This window comes from Ruegeria sp. G12 (genome assembly GCF_056533565.1).
On record NZ_JBQFOO010000008.1, the window covers coordinates 52,192 to 74,170 of the forward strand.

23 protein-coding genes are annotated in these 21,979 nt (G+C 56.7%); 11 read left to right on the forward strand and 12 right to left on the reverse strand.

Annotated elements, in window-relative coordinates; translation table 11 throughout:
- Positions 1-5: 5 nt before the first annotated feature.
- From ACR0JN_RS17350 to ACR0JN_RS17365, 4 genes are all read right to left on the reverse strand, one after another.
- Positions 6-1,076, reverse strand: a complete 1,071-nt coding sequence (locus ACR0JN_RS17350) for an AI-2E family transporter (protein WP_480887476.1) — start codon at positions 1,074-1,076, stop codon at positions 6-8.
- Positions 1,077-1,221: 145 nt separating this feature from the next.
- On the reverse strand, positions 1,222-1,926 hold the full coding sequence (locus tag ACR0JN_RS17355) for a TerC family protein (protein WP_480887478.1): 705 nt from the start codon (positions 1,924-1,926) through the stop codon (positions 1,222-1,224).
- Positions 1,927-1,992: 66 nt separating this feature from the next.
- Positions 1,993-2,577, reverse strand: a complete 585-nt coding sequence (locus tag ACR0JN_RS17360) for a hypothetical protein (RefSeq protein ID WP_480887480.1) — start codon at positions 2,575-2,577, stop codon at positions 1,993-1,995.
- Positions 2,578-2,660: 83 nt separating this feature from the next.
- Positions 2,661-4,259 carry a tetratricopeptide repeat protein gene (locus ACR0JN_RS17365; protein WP_480887482.1) on the reverse strand — a complete coding sequence of 533 codons (1,599 nt, stop codon included), beginning with the start codon at positions 4,257-4,259 and terminating at the stop codon, positions 2,661-2,663.
- A 154-nt stretch (positions 4,260-4,413) separates the two neighbouring features.
- On the opposite strand from ACR0JN_RS17365, the gene ACR0JN_RS17370 reads away from it, so the two are divergent.
- From ACR0JN_RS17370 to ACR0JN_RS17400, 7 genes are all read left to right on the forward strand, one after another.
- Positions 4,414-4,854, forward strand: coding sequence for a hypothetical protein (locus ACR0JN_RS17370; protein ID WP_480887483.1), 441 nt, complete (start codon positions 4,414-4,416; stop codon positions 4,852-4,854).
- Between the two features lie 46 nt (positions 4,855-4,900).
- Positions 4,901-5,296: a PRC-barrel domain-containing protein gene (locus tag ACR0JN_RS17375; protein ID WP_480887485.1), complete on the forward strand. Its 396-nt coding sequence runs from the start codon at positions 4,901-4,903 to the stop codon at positions 5,294-5,296.
- A 34-nt stretch (positions 5,297-5,330) separates the two neighbouring features.
- Positions 5,331-5,672, forward strand: a complete 342-nt coding sequence (locus ACR0JN_RS17380) for a PRC-barrel domain-containing protein (RefSeq protein ID WP_480887487.1) — start codon at positions 5,331-5,333, stop codon at positions 5,670-5,672.
- Between the two features lie 19 nt (positions 5,673-5,691).
- Positions 5,692-6,270, forward strand: a complete 579-nt coding sequence (locus ACR0JN_RS17385) for an HdeD family acid-resistance protein (protein ID WP_480887489.1) — start codon at positions 5,692-5,694, stop codon at positions 6,268-6,270.
- Between the two features lie 371 nt (positions 6,271-6,641).
- Complete coding sequence (locus tag ACR0JN_RS17390; RefSeq protein ID WP_480480247.1) at positions 6,642-6,797, forward strand: DUF5993 family protein; 156 nt, start codon at positions 6,642-6,644, stop codon at positions 6,795-6,797.
- Positions 6,798-6,806: 9 nt separating this feature from the next.
- Positions 6,807-7,388, forward strand: a complete 582-nt coding sequence (locus tag ACR0JN_RS17395; RefSeq protein ID WP_170687411.1) for a disulfide bond formation protein B — start codon at positions 6,807-6,809, stop codon at positions 7,386-7,388.
- 79 nt (positions 7,389-7,467) lie between these two features.
- Positions 7,468-8,793 (forward strand): amidase, encoded by a 1,326-nt coding sequence (locus ACR0JN_RS17400; RefSeq protein WP_480887491.1) that lies wholly within the window; start codon positions 7,468-7,470, stop codon positions 8,791-8,793.
- 270 nt (positions 8,794-9,063) lie between these two features.
- Here the strand turns inward: ACR0JN_RS17400 and ACR0JN_RS17405 are convergent, their stop codons facing one another.
- Both ACR0JN_RS17405 and ACR0JN_RS17410 read right to left on the reverse strand, forming a co-directional pair.
- Complete coding sequence (locus ACR0JN_RS17405) at positions 9,064-9,663, reverse strand: HdeD family acid-resistance protein (RefSeq protein ID WP_480887493.1); 600 nt, start codon at positions 9,661-9,663, stop codon at positions 9,064-9,066.
- A 21-nt stretch (positions 9,664-9,684) separates the two neighbouring features.
- Positions 9,685-9,996, reverse strand: coding sequence for a hypothetical protein (locus tag ACR0JN_RS17410; RefSeq protein ID WP_480887494.1), 312 nt, complete (start codon positions 9,994-9,996; stop codon positions 9,685-9,687).
- 163 nt (positions 9,997-10,159) lie between these two features.
- Here ACR0JN_RS17410 and ACR0JN_RS17415 point away from each other — a divergent pair, with 163 nt between their 5' ends.
- Together ACR0JN_RS17415 and ACR0JN_RS17420 are read left to right on the forward strand one after the other, a co-directional pair.
- Complete coding sequence (locus ACR0JN_RS17415) at positions 10,160-11,752, forward strand: tetratricopeptide repeat protein (protein ID WP_480887496.1); 1,593 nt, start codon at positions 10,160-10,162, stop codon at positions 11,750-11,752.
- Between the two features lie 97 nt (positions 11,753-11,849).
- Complete coding sequence (locus tag ACR0JN_RS17420; RefSeq protein ID WP_480887497.1) at positions 11,850-12,080, forward strand: hypothetical protein; 231 nt, start codon at positions 11,850-11,852, stop codon at positions 12,078-12,080.
- 171 nt (positions 12,081-12,251) lie between these two features.
- On the opposite strand, the gene ACR0JN_RS17425 is transcribed toward ACR0JN_RS17420, so the two are convergent.
- The 4 genes from ACR0JN_RS17425 to ACR0JN_RS17440 form a co-directional block, all read right to left on the reverse strand.
- Positions 12,252-13,211, reverse strand: a complete 960-nt coding sequence (locus ACR0JN_RS17425; RefSeq protein WP_480887499.1) for an ABC transporter ATP-binding protein — start codon at positions 13,209-13,211, stop codon at positions 12,252-12,254.
- Positions 13,208-15,091, reverse strand: coding sequence for a dipeptide/oligopeptide/nickel ABC transporter permease/ATP-binding protein (locus tag ACR0JN_RS17430; RefSeq protein ID WP_480887716.1), 1,884 nt, complete (start codon positions 15,089-15,091; stop codon positions 13,208-13,210). The genes ACR0JN_RS17425 and ACR0JN_RS17430 overlap by 4 nt, the downstream gene beginning before the upstream one ends.
- Positions 15,091-16,038 (reverse strand): ABC transporter permease, encoded by a 948-nt coding sequence (locus ACR0JN_RS17435; RefSeq protein ID WP_480887501.1) that lies wholly within the window; start codon positions 16,036-16,038, stop codon positions 15,091-15,093. The genes ACR0JN_RS17430 and ACR0JN_RS17435 overlap by 1 nt, the downstream gene beginning before the upstream one ends.
- Positions 16,039-16,133: 95 nt before the next feature.
- A complete protein-coding gene (locus ACR0JN_RS17440) occupies positions 16,134-17,708 on the reverse strand; it encodes an ABC transporter substrate-binding protein (RefSeq protein WP_480887502.1) in 1,575 nt (524 codons plus the stop codon).
- A gap of 90 nt (positions 17,709-17,798) precedes the next feature.
- Here ACR0JN_RS17440 and ACR0JN_RS17445 point away from each other — a divergent pair, with 90 nt between their 5' ends.
- Positions 17,799-18,476, forward strand: a complete 678-nt coding sequence (locus ACR0JN_RS17445) for a DUF1028 domain-containing protein (RefSeq protein ID WP_480887504.1) — start codon at positions 17,799-17,801, stop codon at positions 18,474-18,476.
- Here ACR0JN_RS17445 and ACR0JN_RS17450 read toward each other — a convergent pair.
- Together ACR0JN_RS17450 and ACR0JN_RS17455 are read right to left on the reverse strand one after the other, a co-directional pair.
- Entirely contained in the window at positions 18,473-19,384 is a 912-nt protein-coding gene (locus tag ACR0JN_RS17450; protein ID WP_480887719.1) for a glutaminase, read from the reverse strand. The genes ACR0JN_RS17445 and ACR0JN_RS17450 overlap by 4 nt on opposite strands.
- The gene (locus tag ACR0JN_RS17455) at positions 19,377-20,138 is read right to left on the reverse strand and encodes a FadR/GntR family transcriptional regulator (RefSeq protein ID WP_480887505.1); all 762 of its coding nucleotides are present in this window, start codon (positions 20,136-20,138) and stop codon (positions 19,377-19,379) included. Before ACR0JN_RS17455 ends, ACR0JN_RS17450 begins: the two co-directional genes overlap by 8 nt.
- A gap of 83 nt (positions 20,139-20,221) precedes the next feature.
- On the opposite strand from ACR0JN_RS17455, the gene ACR0JN_RS17460 reads away from it, so the two are divergent.
- Positions 20,222-21,442, forward strand: a complete 1,221-nt coding sequence (locus ACR0JN_RS17460; RefSeq protein ID WP_480887507.1) for a M20 family metallo-hydrolase — start codon at positions 20,222-20,224, stop codon at positions 21,440-21,442.
- The last annotated feature ends 537 nt before the right edge of the window (positions 21,443-21,979 follow it).

Genomic DNA, 21,979 nt, shown 5'->3' on the forward strand with positions numbered 1-21,979 from the left:
TTGGATCAGTCGATTTCGCCATTTTCCGAAAGGGCGATGGCAATGGGTCGGGTGGAGCGAAACTCCGAGAAAATGATCATTCCGATAACGGTGATGGGGACGCAGAGGAACATGCCAGCGACGCCCCAGATGAAACCCCAAATGGACAGCGCGAGGATCACCACGAGAGGGCTGAGGTTGACCGAGCTTCCAACGAAGCGCGGCTCGACGATGTTGCCGATCACCAGATGGGAAAGGCCCACGCCTACAATGACGATGATGAAGGGTGTCAGCGTCGGAAATTGCACCAGAGCGAGGGCGGCCGGGAAGACGCCACTGATGATACCGCCTACCACAGGGATGAAGTTCAGAACGAAGACTAGGAAGGCCCAGAAGCCAGCAAAGTCGACACCCGCGATTTCGAGCGCGATCCAGACCATCGCGGCCATGGCAGCGCTCGTCAGGCTCTTTGTGAAAAGGTAGGTGCGCACACGTTGACCGACTTCGGCGAGAACTGCGCTGATCTTGGCATGACGCACATCGTCGGCGGCCATGGCCCGAAGCTTCTTGCCCATGAAGTGCTGTTCGGCCAGCAGGAACGCGATGTAGAGGACGACGGTGCCGAAACTGCCCGCGACACCGGCGGCTCCATTGACAAGCGATATGAGCACCCCGTCAAAGTCGAATGATTCGATTGCCGCCGTGAGTTCGCCGAACGCCTTCAGACCGATCATGCCCGAAAGTTTTCCGGTTAGAGTGTCGATATTGGCCAGATAAGATGGGGCTCGCTCGACCATCGCAGCTACGTTTGACGCAACGACTTCCGCAACTCCGATGCAGATGGCCATCACGATCAGGATGGATGCGCCGAGAGATCCAAGCCCAGGTTCACCTTCGTTGCCTCCCAGTTTCGCCAGACGGCGCGCCAGAGCGTTTATGATGAACCACAGTAGGATCGCCATGGCGAAGGGTACCAAGACGGATTTTCCAGCAATCAGAGCAAAGACCGTCATCAGGATCAGCCCCATTGTCAGCGTGGCTGTCAGTAAGCTGTTGTTCTGGGTCCGGTCGGCGCCGGAGATGGCGAGCGTATTCATTGTCTTTCCTCAGGTTTGGGCGGTCCTCCCGCCTGCCGGGACAGGGAGGAGTGGGCGGTGGGAGGACCCCAGGGTGGTGGAAACGGGAGGGTGTTTCCGAGACCGACTTTGCGTCGTATCAACCGGTCTCAGGAGTGAGTCACCGTTAAGCCGATGTGCTCACCTTGTTGCGCCGCGCGAACAGGGCGACAGCGATGGCGATCAGCATGATTATGTTGAATGCGCTTTCTGGCACATTGTCGTTCACCGATTGCAGCACCAGTTTCAGCCCGATCAGCATCAGGAATGTGTAGATCACGATCTTGGTTTCCGGATGATCCGAGAGGAACCCTGCGATCTGGCGGACGAACAGAAACCGGATTACAGCTGACACGCCAAGAATGACTGAGGCACCAAACAAGAGCTTGGTCATGCCCGCAACCGCGATCACCGTGTCAATGGACAAGACAGTATTGACCACTGTCATTTGCAGAAGGACCGTCCCGAAAACGGCTTTCGCGACGGCCTTATCGGCGCTGTCGATCTCTTCTTCGCCCGCGTAGAAGGCAAACAGATCCTTGGAACTGGAATAGAACAGGAAAAGCCCGGCGCCGAGAAGTGCGACGGTTTGCGGTGTGACGTCAAAACTGGCAACCGAGAACAAAACTTCTTTCCCGGTGGCCAGATAGAATGCCACAAGCACAAGCGCGAAGCGGGCTACGTACTCGGCAATGAGGCCCCAGAGAATCAGGCGTTTCTGCTCTTTCTCGTCTCGTCCTTGAATGGACGAGGTCATGTAGAGCGCGTTGTCGACATCGAGCGTGGTGGCAACCAGCCCGAGCCAAAGGAATTGCGGGAGTTGGTCAAGCATAGGGGACATCCTTCATCTGAATTGATGACCCAAGACTGCCGGTCTCCGTGCCACAGCATGAGTGATTTACTGTGAAGCCCCTGCGTCCTTCTGGCAGTTATCAGGGACGAAATTCCCGGACACCGCGAAGTCGTGGCATGTGATGAAGCGATTGTGATGCGTGCCGATGACATATCCGGCTACGACTGTTGCCAGGCAGATGCCGAGGATGGCCACCTTTAGTTTTGGCTGTTTGAGTTGCTCGACATCTGGAATGGCGACGATGATGAGGACGAGCAGCAGATAAGGCAGGGAAAGGCCGACTACCACAAGAGCCAGACCCCATTCGAACCATCCGGTGCTGGCGATGTCGAGCGACGGGTTCTCGCTGAGAAAAAGCCAGGCCATCAGTACTGACGGCATCAGCAACACGAACCGTCCCCGCCAGGATACGAGCGCGGGCAGGCCATCGACGGGCGGCACAAATAGGCTGGCGATCATTGCGACGGTCGAGGCCACCCAGACATAAAACAGGTGCTCGAAGAAGATCGTGCCGAACACGCCATAAAAGAACGCGATGCCAAAAACGCTGGTGGAAATGGCAATGGACGACAGCATGAAGGCGCGTGTTTCGGCCTCTCTTTCCGCTGTCATGACAGTTTCGGACGACATGGGGCGGCTCCTTCGCTTGGTCAGGCTCCGACAAAATGCATAGGTGCGCCATTCAATGTGAGTGAGTCACGGTAACCCGCGCATCACGCAGGCTCGGGCATTCCCGCTTTCCGCCATCCGTCGATCATATGATCGATGTCCCTGGCTTGGATGTTCCATATTTTCAGCGCCTCGTAGGCGATGTTTGGGAACTCCGGCAGACGCTCCAAGCCACGTTTCAGATACAAACGTGCCTCGGTTTCATTCCCGAGCTGCGCGTGGATCATGGCCCTAGCGAAATTGCCCCAATGCGCGGAGCCTAGTTTGGCACCCTCGATGACGGACAACGCCGCCACGTAGTCTTTCCTAAAGTACCGCATGACTGCGGTGTTGAGCTTGTACCAGCCTGGTGGGTCCGGACTAAGATCGGTGGCCCTAGAGATATAGCTCAGCCCTAGTTCGTAGTCGCCGGAAAGCCCTTTGCAGCAGCCATAGTCGGCGACCATATCCGGGTAGTTCGGGTTGAGCGTCAGCGCCCGTTTGGCAGCGGATTCGAACGCTGACATTTCACCCCGATGGAAATGCGTCATGAACAGCGCGTGGTATCCGGCGGCATCCTTGGGGTCGGTCTCTACAGCACGCTTTGCCGCTTCCAATGCGCGATCCAGCGGTGGCCTGTTGCTTGCCCGTGCAAATCCAAACCGAACCTCATCTCCGTAAAGGATTGCAAGCATCGCCCACGCCCCGGAATAATTCGGGTCAAGACCGACGGCGCGCTCAAGGTGCTTGATCGTCGTTTCGTGTGTTTCAGGTCGGGGGTTGCGCCAGTACTCGCTGGCCAGCAACCGCGCCTCGTAAGCATCCAGGTTGTCCGTGGCCTCTCTCCTGTACGCCGCACCCGTCTTGTGAATGACGCCATGCGGTTCGGCAATCTCGGCCGCTATCTGCGAAGCAATGGTTTCTTGGATATCAAAGAGGCTCTCAACGCTCATGTCGTCGTCATAAGCCTCGCTCAGCATATGTGCACCGGTAGACGTGTCGATGAGCTGTGACGTGACCCGGATCTGGTCCTTCCAACGCCGGACACTGCCTTCCAGGATATAGCGCACCCCCAGCTCCGCCCCGATTTCACGAGCATCGCCCTTGGTGTTCTTGTACCGGAACGTCGAATGCCGTGCCGCCACACGAAATTCGCGGAACCGGGCGAGAGCGTTCAAAATCTCCTCGGTGAATCCGTCCGCCAGAAACTCCTGATCCGGGCTACCACTGAGGTTGTCAAAGGGCATGACGGCGATGCTGTAGCGGTGCTGCGCGGTGTCACTGGTGGGTGTGCTTTCGTTGGCCACAGGATCGAAGGCCACCTGAAAGACCGGCACGTAGGACCCTTTCGGGACAAGGATGCGCAGCGGATCTTCGGCGCCGCCGGTTGCGTAGTAGAGATCGAGGCGACTACGAAGTTTGCTAGCCTGGACGCGCACTATCGTGTCGATCGCGGGATCGAAATCATCCGGCTTGTCGAAGACATCTAGTCCGATCGAGTAGCCTTTCAGCGCCTCTTCATTTCCCGCCAAAGTCTGATCGACCAGGTACTTCAAGAAGCGCGCCAGTCGGGTCGTATCTACAAACTGGCTGCTGGAAAGAATGCGCTCCAGCTGCTGTTGAATGACTCCGGGCTCCATCGGGGCCGATGCGATTGCGGTCATGGTTTTACCCCCAGTTAGAAAAGGCGTTTTGGCGTCAAAGGCCCTACTGGCAACAGCTTTCTAGTTTGGCGCGCCAAAACCTCAGCAGATCGGTGCCGGCGCCTTCAATTACTAATTTTTTCTTACCTTACGTTAGCTCGCACTCTGGGACCAGATGTCGCGCCGTGAACGCCTGGGGGTTCACGGTGACTCACTCATGTCGAACGTCAAGGTGCTGCAGTCTCAGGTCATCGAAACAAGCCAACTCAATCTGAGGCCAAATCACATGGAAACCACCACAACAACTGAAACGTCAAAGTTCGTCGAGAAAGCCAAAGCCTGCATTGACGACATCGGTGCCGAGCTCAGCGAACTGGAGCAAAAGGCAAAAGCCGCCGGAGATCGTGCGGACGACTGGTCGCAGGCGCAGGTCGAAAAACTCAAAGAAGACTGGAGCCAGGCCAAAGAAGACATGGAAAATATCGCCGACCGCGCCAAGACCGAGGGCGAAGAGGCCGTTCAAGACGCCAAGGAAACGGCAGAACGCCACTACGAAGCCCTTCAGGCGGCCGTCAAAGCCTATCGCGATCACCTCGACCAGGTGGCCGATACCTAAGCCGTCGTCCAGACGGGAACCTCTACCAAATTGAAAGGAATTACCAATGAAAACGACCATCAAAATGCTTGCCGCTGGTGCCCTCATCCTGACGGGTGCCACCGCAGCCACAGCTCAGACCGTTGGCGAGACCGTGCTCGGTATCGAAGTCAACGTCGCCAAAGTTGTGACTGAAGGCTTCAGCGCCAACAAGCTGATCGGCGCGAACGTCCACAACTCGCAGGACAAGAGCATCGGATACGTCCACGACCTCATCCTCGCCCCCAGTGGGGAACTGAGCCTCGCCATCGTCGAAGTCGGCGGTTTCCTGGGTCTCGGCTCGAAGTGGGTCGCTGTTCCTGCAGAGATGTTCGAGCCCGGCAGCAAAGCCAACATTGTGATCCTGCCGAAAGCCACCGAAGCCGAGTTGAAGAAGATTCCCGAGTTCAAGTACAAGGGCTGATCTGTCAGCGCATTCGTCAACAAGGAGTTTTCCAATGACTACTTCATCCCCCCCGATGGCGGGTGAGACCATCCTGGGCGTCGAAGTCAACGTCGCCAAGGTCCGCGCCGCTGGTTACAGCGCCAATGCTCTGATCGGTACAGATGTTCAGAATGAGACAGGTGCCCGCGTCGGCGCCGTCCACGATCTGATCATCGCTCCCAAAGGCGACGTCAGCCTCGCGATCATGGAAGTCGGCGGCTTCATCGGTATCGACAGCAAGTGGGTCGCCGTGCCCGCTGATATGTTCGAGCCTGACGAGGGCGGTCACTTCGTTCTGCCGAAAGCGACCGAGGAAGAGCTGACCAAGATGCCTTCCTTCCGCTACGCGCAATAGTTGGAAAGGGGGACATCAAATGACACCTTCTTCCAACCTTGAAGAGCATCGCGGCAATGGGTGGTTCATCGCCCTTGGTGTGATCATGATCCTGACGGGCATTGGTGCGTTCACCTTCCCGTTGATCGCCGCGCTTTCCGTCGAGTTGCTCGTGGGCGCCACGTTCCTTGTGGGTGGCATCGCTACACTCTTCCATGCCTTTCAAGAGAAAGAGTGGGGCGGCGTGTTTTGGCAGCTTGCCGTCGGCTTAATCTACATGGCTGGCGGTATTGTCTTCCTCGTCAATCCATTCGGTGGAGTGATCGCGCTGACCGTCATTATGGGGGCCGTCTTCCTCGTCGAGGGCATCGCACGCATCATCATGGGCTTCCAGATGCGCAGTGAGCGAAACTGGGGCTGGGTTGTTGCGTCAGGCGCAATGTCCCTGCTACTGGCCATCCTCGTCTTCGGTGGCTTTGCGACTGGCGCGTCGCTGGGCTTCATCGGATTGCTTCTCGGCATCAACTTCATCTTCGCGGGCGCATCTTTCGTCGCGTTGGGGAGCGCACAACCGGACGCGTCCGACGAAGTCGAAGAACCCAAAGAGCAAACTGCCTGAAACTGAAACCACTTCCGGGGCCGCTCAGCGGCCCCGGTTTCCTTTTGAATGGACCATTCATCACCATGTCTTCTCAGAACATCGGAGCCAAGAGGCTTGTTCTCACAGCTTCCCTAGCACTGTGCACTCTCCCCACAAACGGAGCGGCAGAGAGCGATCGGCCCAAACCGGTCACTCGTCCTTACTCATAGATGCTGCGGTTGCAACCTGCTTTGCGGTCATTCGCTGAGATTGCAATTTCAACGCGTAGTCAGTGTCGATAATATAGTGCGACTCAAACGATCGCTACAGGCTTGATTAAATCTCTGGAACCGGTTCAGTTCATAGACATTGGTCACCACGGACACCTTCGATCCGGTAAGGAGCATCTAATGATTGCTTTGCTTTTTGCACTTTTTGCCAGCGCGATGGCACTTGCGTATTTCAAGCTTGTAAGGTCGTCATACGCCATCTTCGTGCTTGCACTTTTGATAAGCACGTACTGGCTTAAGTTTCACGCTACGACCCCACTTTCTATCCAACTGTGAGGTCTTTGCATGTCACCTGAGTTTGCTCGAAACATGAACGCGCTTGGTGCCCTTGCGGTTTGCCTTGTTTTGGTTCTTGCATTTTATTTTCAACTCGTATTGTACGAGCTGCCTTGTCCACTGTGTTTGTTGCAACGTGTTGGGTTTGTGGCCGTCGGGTTTGGTCTGGGGCTGAACCTGTTGTGGGGTACGCGCGCAAGAAACTATGGAATAGTTCTTGTCGCGGCGATCTTCGGCATTAGCGTTTCGATCCGCCAGATTCTGCTGCATATAGTCCCAGGCACAGGTCACTATGGCTCGCCTGTACTTGGTTTACATTTCTATACATGGGCCGGAATAGCCTTTGGTCTGGTGATCCTTGGCACCGCGATCATGCTGGTTTTCGAAAAGCAATACGACCTAGCGTCGGACGTGAGAGCAACCGAAAGGTTCGGCGGCAGCCAGTTGGCCAAAGCGGTGTTTTTCCTGATCCTACTTTTGGCTGCGCTCAACGTCGGTTCAGCGCTTCTGGAATGTGGACCGGGCATTTGTGACGATCCGCCAACAGATTACAAGCTGCTGGATGAGCTTGAAGGCACGGCTGATTCATAAGCGCCTACATAGACTTAGGACCGAATAGCGATTTGCTTAGTAACTGAATTGATTGCCAACAAGGAGCTGTGGAAAACCCATGTCCGTTACCACCAGCAGACAGCTCTCAGACGCACTGGACGCATTGGCTCGCACTGATGACAAAGTACACGCATACAGACATCTGCTGATTTCTGGCGCTCAGGCCGGTGCGGCTGACATCCATGTTGGCCCTCAAGAGCCCCAGATTGAAGGATGGCCATTCGCGGTAAAAGAGGTGTTCGACGTGACGGGCGTGGTTACATCCGGAGGTTCAAAAGCTTATGAACACCGTGTTCCCTCAAAAGACGCTGCAGTGGTTGAACGGCTTCGCGCCGCAGGAGGTATACTGGTCGGAACGCAAATCGCGCACGAGTTGACTTGCGGACTGGATCAGCCACCAACACGTAACCCATGGGACCTAACCTGCTATCCCGGTGGATCGAGTGCAGGCGCGGGCGTCTCGGTGGCCGTTGGATCTGCCCGCTTTGCGCTTGGCACCGATGCTGCAGGTTCTGTTCGCATACCGGCAGCCATGACAGGAACAACGGGCCTGAAGCCAACCTGGGGCTTGATCAGCTCTCAGGGCGTAATGCGTCAGGCGTCAGCCCCATCGATTGACCATGTTGGCATCATCGCCAGGTCCGCCGCCGAAATCACCCGGATTCTGCCCATACTTGCAGGGCCAGATCCTTGGGATAAAGCAACCTTGCAGAGCCGAGCGGCATATGGCGATACACCACGCCCCGCAGACAATATCGCAGTTCTTGGAACGGCGACACTAGAGGCGATTGCCCAAGCCTACGACCTCGACTCGGAAACCAAAGCCGCATTTTCAGCGGCGTGCAACGTTTTCCACCAAACAGGCGCGGAAGTTGTTGAAATTGACGTTCCAACGCTGCCATTGGCTGTGGACGCAATCGTCACATTCTTTGCGACAGAGCTGGCATGTGCCAATGCTGACGCTCTAATGAAGCGTCGAGATGATTTCTCGCCAGCGGTCGCGGAAATGATCGATTCTGGTCTGGAAATTCCCGAGGATCAATTGCTGAGCGCTATAGAAATCCGATCGCAGTTGCGGCAGGAACTAACTCACGCACTCAAGGAAGCTGACGCGCAGGCTTTGCTGACACCGACAACACCACGCCCTGCGATGCCTCTGGCAGACTTCGACCCAACACAGGAACTGGCAAGTTTGATACCCTTTACATGCGGGTTTAATCTTACAGGCCACCCAGCAATTAGTCTGCCCTGTGGCCAGACACAAAAGGGTATGCCGATTGGACTGCAAATAGTGGGACACCATTATAAAGAGACCTCACTGCTGAAGCTTGCAGACGTGTTTCAAAAACTTACTCATTGGCACGAGCTGCGCCCACCGGTCTGAGGCTTGGGTGGTTGGATTGCCGGCCCTTAGCGGTCACTCGGCGGTATGCCGAAATGCTGCGGTTGCAGCCCGCATTCCGGTCATTCGCTGCAAGTGCAAATTTTGCCGCTGCACGAAGTCACAGATCGCGAACTTTTCCGACGTTGGATATTCGGACTTTTCTGTTGCAGGATTTGCTCGCCCACGCAACGCGCCCAACCGCCCAGCCCGATGAAAACGGAAAGCAGGAGCATCAAATGCCCCTGCCATTCTGGGTCCGTCTGGACAGGCTTAAGTTTGTAGGCCCTCATGCACCGAGGACCGTTGCGACAGGCCCAAAGACATCAGGGACACACCGGCGAATATCAGATTCAGGCCGGCAAGAACCCCCAGCATAACCAGGGACGAGCCGTTGACGATACCGGTCAGGATCAGGCCGCCAAGCAGGATGGCCATAGCGCCGGACGCAATCATCAGCGCCATAGGCCGTTCCTGACGCGACCGAATAGCGATCACGATCCGCAAAACGCCTTCGGCCAGGAAGACCGTGCCAAGCGCAAGGGTCAGTGCCAGAACGCCACCGAACGGATCAAGCAACAGGACAAGACCCGCGATCGCGTTCAGAACGCCGATGGCCAATAGCCAAAAGAACCCTTTCCACGCCTTTTCCGCAAATGCTTGAATCGCCGTAACAATGCCTCCAACCAACAAGGTCACGCCGATAAAGGCCTCGACAGCGAGCGTGGACATCAGCGGGAAGGCAATGGCGCACAACCCGACGCAGAGCATGGATACGCCAAGCACGATCAGCCAGACCGGTCGCGGCTGCCAACCGGCGGCCTCTTCCATCAGGGTGGGTTTCGGTGCGGTATCAGTAACTGAATCAGTCATTTCGACCTCCGGAATCAGGGCTCAGGCAACCGACTTGTCGAGGTGATCGCGATAGGCGGCAACGGCGGCGTGCAGGGCCTCCCAATGGTTCTTTGCCTGATCATGTGTATCCGTGACGGCGTCTTCGCCTTCTTGCTGGATGCGGTCAGCCAGGTCGGTGACCTTGTCTTTTGCTTCCTGGAGATCGGATTGCAGCTTTGTTACCTGCTCCTGGGTCCACTTGTCGGTCGCGTCGCCCGCGTCCTTGACCTTCTGTTCGAACGATTTCAGCTCGTCCTCGACACGGGCATAGTCGTCCTTGGCTTTCTGTACGAATTCGGAGAATGTTGTCATGGTTCAGTCCTTTCATGGGTCATATGTTTTCTGGGCCCGTTTGAGCGCCATGACCCGGACCCTCGCAAATCCCCGGCCCGCATCCGAGTGAGTCACGGTTAAACCACCGCGCTGTCTTGTGACACGGCCCGTCATCGGACAAAGTTGAGCGACGGAGGGAAACATGCTTGCCGAAGTAAGCTCAACCATCGATCCAAGCGCTATTCAGGAACAGCTGAAGCGCATCCTCGTCAGTCCGCATTTCGCGGACACCACGCGCCTGAACCGCTTTCTGTCGCATATTGTCAACGAGGCGCTGGCCGGCCGATCCGAGGCGCTGAAAGGCTACGCAATCGGCATTGACGTGTTCGACAAGCCCGAGGATTTCGACCCAACAATCGACACGATCGTCCGGGTTCAGGCCAACAAAATGCGCAGTCGACTGGATCTCTACTACGCACAGGAAGGGCGCGAAGACCCGGTGAGGATTCACATTCCCAAAGGTTCTTACGCCCCGGTGTTTGAGATCGCATTTGATCCCGAACGCCGGGCGGATACCAACCCGCCCCCAGCAACAACAAGCCGGATTGCAGTGGCGGTGATGCCCTTTGACAACCTGAGCGGAGACCCGTCTCAGGAGTATCTGGCGGATGGGTTTACCGAAGAGGTCATCTCGGCCATCGCCCGGTTTCGCGAGGTGAGCGTGCTGTCTCGGCACGTAACATTTCGCTTTCGCGGGCGCGGCCGCGATCCGCGCGCCGTCGGTGGCGAACTGGAAGTCCAATATCTGGTCGAAGGCAGCGTACGTCATTGGAACAACAAGCTACGCGTAACCGCCCAGCTGATTGATGCGGAAACCGGCCAACAGGTTTCCGCCGAGACGTATGATCGTGATCTGAGCGCGGACAGCCTGTTTGAAATTCAGGACGACATCGCCGCGCGGATCGCTACGGAAATCGCGGAACCCCACGGAGTGATCCATCGAACGGGTGCCGTGCAGCGCAGGGCGCAGACGCACACGCTGGATGCCTATCAGTGTAGGTTACTAGCCAGCGAATACTGGCGTGAACCTACGGCCGAAAAACACAAGAAGGTCCGCGATCTGCTGGAGCGCGCCGTTGAGATTGATCCTGAATATGCCGGAGCCTGGGGAATGCTTGCGATTGTCTACGGGGACGAGGTGCGCGGCGGGTTCAATTTTCGCAAGTCCCCCCCGCCCTTTGATCGCGCGCTGGAGGCCGCGCAGCGTTCAGTCGCTCTGGATCCGCTGAATGCCACCGGTCAGCACGCATTGTTTTTGACCCACTTTCATCGTGGAGAGTTCGAAAGTTTTGAAGAAGCCGCTGCTAAAGCATTGCGGGCCAACCCGAACTACCCGGACATGTTGGCCGATCTGGCGGCCTGCTTTGCCCTGCGCGGCGATCTCGATCAGGCCACGAGACTCAGCGCCCGTGCGATCGAGCTGAGCCCCAACCCGCCCGGCTGGTACCACGCAAGCACGTTCCTGATCTGTTTCATGAAGGGCGACTACAGCGGCGCGCGATCAGCGGCGCGCAAGATCGGTGGTGGCATGTGGAATGGCTATGAAGTGCTTGAGCTTATGTGCGTCCCTTACACCGAACCGGACGCCGACCTGGATTCAACCCTGTTGGCCCTGAAGACCAACATTCCCGATGTAGACCGGTTTATCCGGACGCTCTACGCGATCTGGCATGTGCCATCTGACATCTCACGGAAAATGACCGAGGCGCTGCGCACAACCGGGGCGCTGGACTGAGGTCCGGCCTTCAGGGATTTAACGGTGACTCACTCTGCCCGTTCCACCTCTGCGCGTAGGAAGGACCCGACATCGCAGCAAAACCCGGAAACGACCAATGCTAACTCTGCCTCAGCGCCTTGATCTTATGAAACTCGCAACGGACATTGCCAAGACCAAGGCCGGCTGGTCCGAAGAAAAGCCGGCGAAACTGGAAGAGGAAATCCTGACCATTTTTGAGCGGCTCAGGCCAGGTGTTGAAAGCGGCAGCGCCTTTGAGAACACCAGCATGTCCGATGTAAAAACCGCGGTTGATGTCGCCTCGACCATTGACGGTTTTCTGGAATAGTCGACCCGTCGTCACAAACGCAAGCGACGCCGCTTAGCGTCAGGATCTCGCGTGCTTGCTTACCGTTCAAACAACCATCTAAAGCGATCGCGGCCCAAACTTGCCATTCGTCTATGTCTTCGTCGCCGTAGTGCAGCTTTCCGAAAGCAGACTTTCGAGTTTCCTCTAATATCAATTCGAAAGTGGATTGAAACAGGCCACCTGCGTCGACACATTCGCGCCTTTGAGGCTTGGCGTTTCTTCGCGACATATGTCTGTTGCGAAAGCGCATCGTGCTGCGAAGGCGCAGCCAGAGGGCGGGTTCAATGGGTCAGGCAGTTCGGTTTCGCGGCCTTCAGGTGCCTTGAGCGCGCGGCCGACAACCGGTGCGCTTTCCGCCAACAATTTAGTATAGGGGTGGCGTGGTTTGGCAAAGACGTCCTCTGCCGGGCCGACTTCTACCACTGCACCAAAATAGAGAACCGCAACCCGGTCGCTGACCGCCTCCACCACAGCGAGGTCATGGCTGATGAACAGGTATGTCAACTCGAACTCTTCCTTAAGGTCGGCCAATAGATTCAATACCTGTGCCTGAACCGAGACATCGAGGGCGGAGACGGGTTCATCGAGGATCAAAATGCGAGCATCTGCAGCCAACGCGCGGGCAATCCCGATACGTTGCGCCTGACCGCCTGAGAATTCGTGCGGGTAGCGTTCGAGGAACTCTTCACGAAGGTTCACGGCTGCGAAGATTTCACGAATCCGATCCATCCGTGCTGGCCCTACCATACCGTGCAAGTGCTTTAACGGAGCTTCCATGATATCTTTTATCGTTTTGCGCGGATTGAGCGACGAGATGGGATCTTGAAAAACATATTGGATCTTCTTGCCAAACTCTGCAGGGTCTGAGTTGTTCACCGGTGCACCGTTCAGCTCGATTTGGCCGGACGTTGGCGGCAAGAGGCCAACCAACATGCGGGCCAGGGTCGACTTCCCACAGCCCGACTCACCTACGACGCCGAGCGTCTCGCCCTTTTGCACCGTCAGGGTCAGCGGTTGCACAGCACGGACGAGCGCTTTGGGAGGACCAAAGAGGCGCTTACCGACAGGGAAGGTTTTCGTCAGAGACGTGACTTTCAGGGCTTCGTTCATTGCGCGGCCTCCTGACTTGTGGCTTCAGGGTATCGACAGCGGACGAGGTGGTCCCCGTCATGCGGAATTAAATCGATCCGCCCTTCTCGGCATGCAGGCTGCACTTTGTGGCACCGATCCGCAAAGGCACAGCCCGCTGGCAGTTTGTCGACCACAGGTGGCAGGCCAGGGATAGCTTCAAGCCGTCTGCGACCTCCACCAAGTTCGGGTACACATTCCATCAGCTTGGCCGTGTAGGGATGCGCGGGTGCGTCGAGGATTTCTTGCGTTGTGCCCTGTTCAACGATCCGCCCGGCGTACATGACCGCCACGCGGTCACAAAGTTGGGCGACAACACCAAAGTCGTGGGTGATGAAGATGATCGCCAGGCCGCGCTCGCGGCGGAGGTCGTTGAGAAGAGACAGAATTTGTGCCTGCACCGTCACGTCCAGCGCAGTTGTCGGCTCGTCAGCGATGATAACTTCCGGGTCGTTTGCAAGTGCCATAGCAATACCAACACGCTGGCGCATTCCGCCCGACATCTCGTGCGGGTAGCTGTCGATGCGCTTTTCGGCGTTGGGGATGCGGACGGATTTGAGGAGTTCAATCGCATGCGCGCGCGCCTCATCTGTTGGCGTCTTGTGGTGGCTTTGCACCGCCTCGATTAGCTGTTGACCAACTGTATAAAGAGGATGCAGTGTCGCGAGAGGGTCTTGGAAGATATAGGCAACCTTTTCGCCGCGAAGCGATCTGAGTTTCTCGTAGTTTGCCCCGATCAAATCTTCACCCTTGAAGCGCACGGCGCCGCCAGTGATGACGCCCGGCGGCGAGGCGACAAGGCCCATCACACTGAGCGCCGTGACTGATTTTCCTGACCCACTTTCGCCGATGATTCCCAAGCACTCACCCGGTTGTACCGCTAGGCTCACACCTCCAACCGCTTCGTAGATGCGGTTTTTGACGTGGAACTGCGTTTTCAGGTCTTGCAGAGCGAGTATGGCATCGCCTTCAACTCCAGGCACTTCGCCGGTCCGTTGAACTCGGGTTGTCGGCATTGGCCGTTCGAGCGCACCTGATTTAAGGCGCGGATCAAGCGCGTCCCGCACCCCGTCGCCCAGCAAATTGATCGCCATAACGATGATCAGGATCATCGCCCCCGGCACGATAGACGTATGTGGATTAGTGATCAGGGCAGAGCGTGCCTCGCCCAGCATTGATCCCAAATCAGCTTGTGGTGGTTGCGAGCCCAAACCAAGGAACGACAGCCCCGCCGTCTCCAAGATCATCCAGCCAATGGTGGTCGACATCGCGATGACGATCACAGGGATCACGTTCGGCAAAATCTCAGTCAGGATGATGCGGGCATCGTTCATGCCCGACAGTCGGGCTGCATCCACGAATTCCTTATGCGCGATGCCAACGGTTATGCCGCGAATATTCCGGGCGAAAAACGGGATGTTCACTGCCGCGACAGCGATCAGGGCGTTCATCAAGCCTGGACCAAGGGCTGCCACTATGGCCAGTGCTAAGAGGATGTAGGGAAACGCCATCAGCATATCGACACCACGCATGATGATGTTGTCTGTGCGTCCACCGTAGAAGCCCGCGATGATCCCGATGGCAGCGCCGACGGTTGCCGCAATGATCGCCGCCGCGAACCCAACCGCGAGCGACAAGCGTGTACCCCACATCAAACGACTCAAAAGGTCGCGGCCAAGGTGGTCGGTCCCAAGCAACGCCCCTTCCGAGAACGGGGGCAGGAACCGGTTGCCAGTATCAGTCACATCTGGGTCGGCCAGTGGTAAGATTGGAGTAATGATCGCCAATACTATCACAATACCCATCACGATCAGCCCTCCAAGGGCCAAACGGTTTCGGGCGAGAAGTTTGATAAAGGCCATCATGTCTTGATCCTCGGGTCGAGCATCGACTGCGCCACGTCGACCGCTATGTTAAAGAGGACGTAGCAGGCGGCCACGAAGACGACCCCGCCTTGAACGAGCAGGATGTCACGTTTCAGGATGGCGTCGACCAGCATGCGCCCGACGCCGGGCCACTGGAACACCATCTCGATGTAGACAGCACCGGACAGCACAAACCCAGCCTGGATGCCCAGAACCGGGATGATCGACACCATGGCGGCGCGGAGCGCATGACCCCAGATAACGCGGCTTTCCTTCACGCCTTTGGCGCGCGCGGTCCGAATGAAATCCTGACGGAGGACCTCCAGCATCGCGGAACGGGCGAGGCGAGCGATGACCCCAGTCGCCACGACAGCAAGTGCCAATGCTGGCAACACCAAATGGTCGAGCAAAGCCCCGAGGTTTCGATCTCCATAAATCGGCCACATGCCCGATACCGGAAACCAGCGCAGGTTCACTGAAAAGATCAGGATCATCATCATACCCAGGAAGAACGACGGTATGGAGATGCCAAGCAGCACCGCAAAAGTGATCGCCTTATCTGCAAACCCATACTGACGTGCAGCTGAAATGACCCCTACTGCGACACCCAAGAGCGAACAAATGACAAAGGCGGTGCCCGCGAGTATCAGCGTTGCGTTGAATCGTTCTACCACCTCATCCAGCACGGGTCGGTTCAACGCAAACGACCGCCCAAAGTCGCCTTGCAGCATGTTACTGAGCCATATGAAGTACCGCTGTATCAACCCTTGATCGAGGCCCAAATCTCGGTTGAGTTTCTCGACATTCTCGGGCGTCGCAAAAGACCCCAGGATAGCGGTTGCCGGATCGCCAGGGATCATGGCCATGATCAGAAAAACGATGATCGAGATCCCAAACAAGACCGGGATCGCAGAAATCAGGCGTTTGAGAATGTAGCCAGCCATTAGCAGCCCCCTATCACGCTTTGGGCAGTATCCTGGGCGTTGTGCTTAGTGATACCCCTCCAGACAAGTCCCGGGCGTGCCCGGGACCGGAAAGATCAGTTCTTCACAACGTCGTCGAGCAACAGGAAAAACGAGGGTTGCAGTGCAAAATTCTCGACCCGGTCAGATGTAACTGCGTTCTGCTTCCAGTTCGCCACAAAGACCCACGGGGCGTCTTCCTGCACGATGGTTTGCATCTCTTGATAGAGACGGGCACGTTCTGCTTGATCTGTTGCTGCTCGCGCAGCTTCGAGTAGCTCGTCAACCTTTGGGTTCGAATAGTAGCCAGAGTTAAACCCCCCTTCATCCGGGAAGGCTGCGGTGCGAAGGGCGAGGAACGGCAACGTATCCGGATCGTTCGTCATCCATGCCATCTGCGCCATATCCGCCTTACCTTCGAGGCCGGGGTTCACATTGCCAAGAAACGTGTTCCACTCATAGGTTTCGATCTTCACGTCAAAACCGACAGCCTCAAGATCGGCTTGCATGGCAGTGCCCATCGCAACCGGATCCAGCATCCCGGACCCACCTTCAGTGACGTAGAAGGTCAGTTCAGCACCCTCGACCCCCGCTTCGGCGATCAAGGCCTTCGCCTTCTCAGGGTCGTAGGGATAGGGCTCAAGGTTCGGGTTGTAGGCCCAAGCAAAGGCGGGCGGAGTTGGGCCTGCGGCCACTTCAGCGGTGCCTTCAAGTACATCGTTTACGATGGCTTCCTTATTGATCGCATAGTTCGCGGCCTGACGTACGCGTACGTCCGCAAACGGACCTTCCTTGGCGTTCAGGATCAGGAACCAGACGTGCGGACCAGCCTGTTCGTGCACGGTGTAAGGATCCGCCTGGAACTGGCTCAGTGCCACGGGAGGAACCTCTACCATCAGGTCAATCCCTCCAGCTAGCATCTCGGCTGTCCGGGTGTTCGCATCAGTAATCGGGCGGAACACAACAGCTTGCAAGTCGGGCGCGCCGTCCCAGTAATTGGCGTTGGCTTCGACCACCACTGCCTCGTTCGAGCGCCATTCGGCAAAGGTGAAAGGGCCCGTTCCCGATGGATTGCGCCCAAAGTCGGCCCCATGCTCCATTACAGCGGCGGGTGAAACAATCAAACCTGTTGGGTATGCAAGGTTCGATAAAAACGGCGCGTAGGGCGCGTTCAGCGTGAATTGAACCGTTAGCGGGTCAATTACATCTACGCTTTCAACCGCAGAAAAGAAGAACGAGAGCGGGAATGGCCCGGTATCATGGTAAGGATGGCTTTCGTCCAACATCCGGTCAAAGTTGAACTTCACGGCTTCTGCGTCGAACGCGCTACCATCGTGAAAAGCTACGCCCTCGCGCAGATTGAATGTGTAGATCGTGCCGTCATCACTAATCGTCCAATCGGTTGCGAGCGCAGGTTCGGTTTCAAGTGTGCCGTCCTTATAGCGAACCAAGCCATCGTAGACGTTCATCAAGATGCGGAAGTCGTTCACTGCAGTGACTGCGGCAGGGTCCAATGCCTTTGGTTCAGCGATCTGCCCCACGATCAACACACCTGGAGGGGTCTGTGCAATTGCTCCGGCAGCTGACAGAGCCAACGCCATCGCCGCCCCTGTCGCAAGCGCTGTTCTGCGCGTGAAAGTAAGAAGTGACATGATCAGTCCTCTCTGTTTAATTTATCATGATTAATTACAATCAGACAAATTATCATTATAAATTCAAGAAAAATGTTTAAGGTGGCTGTTATGACCTTCTCGATTCTTGCACATGACAAAAAAACGGGCACTTTCGGCGCCGCTGCCGCAACCGGTAGCTTGTGTGTTGGCGGATGGGTGTTGAGGGGCAGCCTCGATGCAGGGGTCGTCGCTAGCCAGGGTACCGCGCCTTCTACACTATGGCGCGACGAGGTGCTGGCGATGATGGAGCTAGGAAAATCCGCTGAAATGGCTTTAGATTCAATCGTATCATTAGATGATGGTCGCGCACACCGGCAGATCATTGCTTTGGACCAAAATGGGTCCACGGCTGGGTTCACGGGCGCAGAGAGCGTCTCTTGGGCAGGCCATAGATTGACACCTTCCTTCGCCTGCGCTGGCAACATGATTGCAGGTCAACCGGTTCTCCAAGCGCTGGAAAGTGCACTCATCGGAAGCAGTGGAAACATGGCGGATAGACTCATGGCCGCCCTGAACGGGGCTGAAGAAGCGGGAGGCGATTCGCGGGGGCTGCAGTCAGCAGCCTTGCTGGTTCTGGAACCAAATGTGCCGCCACTCGACCTTCGTATTGATCATCATGACGATCCGCTGAGCGCTTTACAAAACCTGCTGCAACGCGCGAGAACACGCCCATATGCCGACTGGTTGGATGAAGTTCCAGTCAAAACCGATCCAACGCGGGCACCACGCACCCTGGCGAAAAGTTAAAACACAGACCATCCTGTCGCAGCGCTCAGGCGCGCGGCAGCAGCCGTGCCAGCCTTAGAGTTGCCGTAACGATCCAACCCGGGAGACCAAATCCCGATTGAAGCCTTCCCTGGAGCGATCGCTAGAATTCCGCCGCCAACACCTGACTTGCCCGGCAAACCGACGCGAAACGCAAACTCGCCAGAACCATCATAGTGCCCGCAGGTCATCATCAAAGCATTCACGCGCCGCACACGTTCACGAGAAACAAGCTGTGGCGCACCTGGTAAACCGGCCAGAGTTCGCCCCGCCATCGCCAATTGTCTGACCGTCATGTCAATCGCGCATTGATGAAAATACGTGCCGAGCACGAGCTCCGGCTCACTCATCAAGTTGCCATGGCTGTCGAGGTAGTGCGCCAACGCCTTGTTTCGTGCGCCAGTCGCCTGTTCTGACCTTGCTACATCTGCGTCGATGTGAATGTCATCATCCTCCGCCAATGCCCGCACCAACCCCAAGATCTCAGCAAGCGCGATCTTGGGTTCACGCCCCGACAACAGAGCATCGGTTACGACCAAAGCACCGGCGTTCACAAATGGATTGCGTGGGTGTCCTTTCTCGCTTTCTAGCAGAACGACGGAATCAAACGAGGTTCCTGACGGCTCTCGCCCAACTCGGCGCCACAACTGGTCACCCGTCCGACCCAAGGCGGCAAGCAAAGCAAACACCTTTGAGACACTTTGGATGGAAAAGCGAACATCCGCATCACCGGCTGTTTGGCAACGACCGTCAGCACCACATACAGCAATGGCGAGTTGTTCAGGATCAACCTGCGCGAGCTGAGGGATATACTGGGCTGGCTGACCCCAGTCTGCGGCTTGCCTCAAATCGGAATCGATCCGCTCCAGGATGTCTTGCAGGTCAGTCAGCTAAAAACCGCCGGGCAAGCCGAGCCTCCTGATGTTGCATCAACCCCTCCGCTGATGCCATGTGAGCGGCCATCGTATTCCGCGCGGCCTGACCATCGCCGATGCGCAACGCTTCAATCAATTCCAGCTGATACTGTCTCCCACGCCGCCAGAGTTCGTGGTTCGGCACATCATACAGTTTTCGATAAACCGTCATCTCGGTCAGCATCCGAACCATAAAGGCGATCATGAAACCCATCAGCGGGTTCTGCGCAAACTCAGCGAGCTTAGCGTGGAACGCGAGTGAAGCAATGTGTTCCTGTTTTTCCTCTTCCGGTGACTTTGCGGGCGTATCGTGGGCGCTGACGAGGGTGGCCAACTCTTCCAGTTGCTCAGCATCAAGTTGTCCGGCTAGGGTCGCGGCCAGTTCCGGTTCGAGAGCTTTGCGCATCTGATAGATATCCGCGAGCGACAAAGCCTGGAAATAAAAGTAGTTCCCCAGCAAGGACAGCGCCCGGTCTTTCGAGACCTCACCGACAAAGCTTCCGCCGCCGGGCCCAGTCCGTGTGACGATCAACCCCTGTGCCTCAAGAATGCGAAGGGCTTCCCGCACTGTCCCTTTTGAAACTTTGAAAAGCGCAATCATCTCTGCCTCGTTGGGCAGCTTGTCGCCTCTGCGCAAATCTCGCTCTACCACCCACGCCTTGATCTGATCCGCCACCTGTACGGGGCGCGAGCGCTTTAGCTTGGCCTTGATCTCTTGTCCGCCGTCCATGCTCACCTCTTCGTCAAACCAAGAGATAGACAACCCCACGAGCTTTGTGTAGCACAAAATTATCATGATAAATAGGAGTACACATGGATTGGGGACAGATTGCACAAGAGCGACTCGCAGACATCGCAACCTGCAGTCTGCCTGGCGCGGGGGTGACGAGGTTTCCATTTACGCCCGAACATCGTGACGCGCTGAATGTTATCTGCAGTTGGATGGAGGGCGCGGGTCTCAAGACGCACCTAGATGCAGCAGGTACGCTGGTTGGACAATCAGCAGGTGAAGGGGCCGCTGTCATGATAGGATCTCATCAAGACTCTGTACGGAATGCCGGAAAGTATGATGGCATCATGGGCATTGCACTTGCTTGCCTTGCGCTCGAGAAACTGCGCAGTGAGGGCGTCACTTTGGGGTACCCGGTAGAAGTGCTTGCCTTCGCCGACGAAGAAGGCGTGCGCTTCTCCACAGCGCTTCTGGGTCCACGCGCCCTTGCTGGGACTTTCGACCCTGATGTTCTCGATATGGTGGATGCAGATGCGTTGCTGCTTCGAGAGGCGATTGATGCATTTGGCGGCGCCGCCAATGCGGTCACGGCACTTGAACGCGATCCAAACGACGTGCGTTGCTATCTGGAAGTGCACATTGAACAAGGACCTGTTCTTCAAGCGCTCGATAAACCGGTAGGCGTCGTCACTGGCATCTGCGGGATCGAACGCAACATCGTGACCTTTTACGGCGAAACCGGACATGCTGGGACCGTACCCATGGAAGGCCGATCAGATGCATTGGTTGCGGCCGCAGACTTTATCAGTGATGTTCACGATACCGCCCTCAATGTGGACGACCTTCGTGCGACGGTAGGGGCTTGCCGCGTTGGTCCCGGAGTGGCAAACGGCATACCAGACCTAGCCGAACTCACCCTCGAAATCCGTGCACCGGCCGACGCAGTCCGTGAAGGCTTTGCTGCAAAGATGCGCGGCAAAGCAGAGGCATGTGCCCGCCGGCGCGGCGCGCGATATGCTATGGAACGCACCTACCTGCAACCTGCAGTCCCGTGTGCACCGGAATTGCGCGGCGTTTTGTCCGAGGCGATTAATGCAACCGGCTATGACGGAACGATGACTTTGCCGTCTGGAGCAACACATGACGCCTCCGCCATGGCTGACCTCTGCGACATAGCCATGCTCTTTGTCAGGTGTCGAGACGGGGTGAGTCACCGACCAGAGGAATATGCGAGCGCCAAAGACATGGGCGTGGCGATTGAAGTTCTAGCCAAAACACTGATTGCATTGTCCAAAAAATCGTAGCGCAAACCATCTTCGCTGATTTGCGGTTTTTCAACCAGAACGCTGCTAGGTGAATCGCGACCCGCGCATGTGTCGCACGGCACTTCAAGGCGCTTCCCGGTACCACAGAAATTGTCGACGTCGAGTCGTCGTTGCGAGAGGGCATGATTGAAATCTATCCAATCGGATTGGCCTCGCCGACGGCCCTAACCAGACATTCACCCACCCTCGGCCATGCTGCGATCGCAGCCCGCATTGCCGACATTCGCCGCAACCGCAAAATCAGTTGGTGGGCGAACTCACAGATGCGGACTAAACCAGACTAATGCATTTGCGGCTATTGCTGGCGCAGCATTTGTTTGCACATGCGGCGGACTTGTTGGCAGAAGGCAGGACAAGTCGCCGAAGCGGCCTTTTAACAGCGCCAACTCATCACAAACTGTTACTTGCAGTCGCCCCCGCATAATCCTGCGATCCGCTCAGGATCTCGGCAACCCTTCGACGCTTGTGAGCTTTGGTGAACGGGGAGCGATCGTTATGTTCGCTTGAAATCCTGTC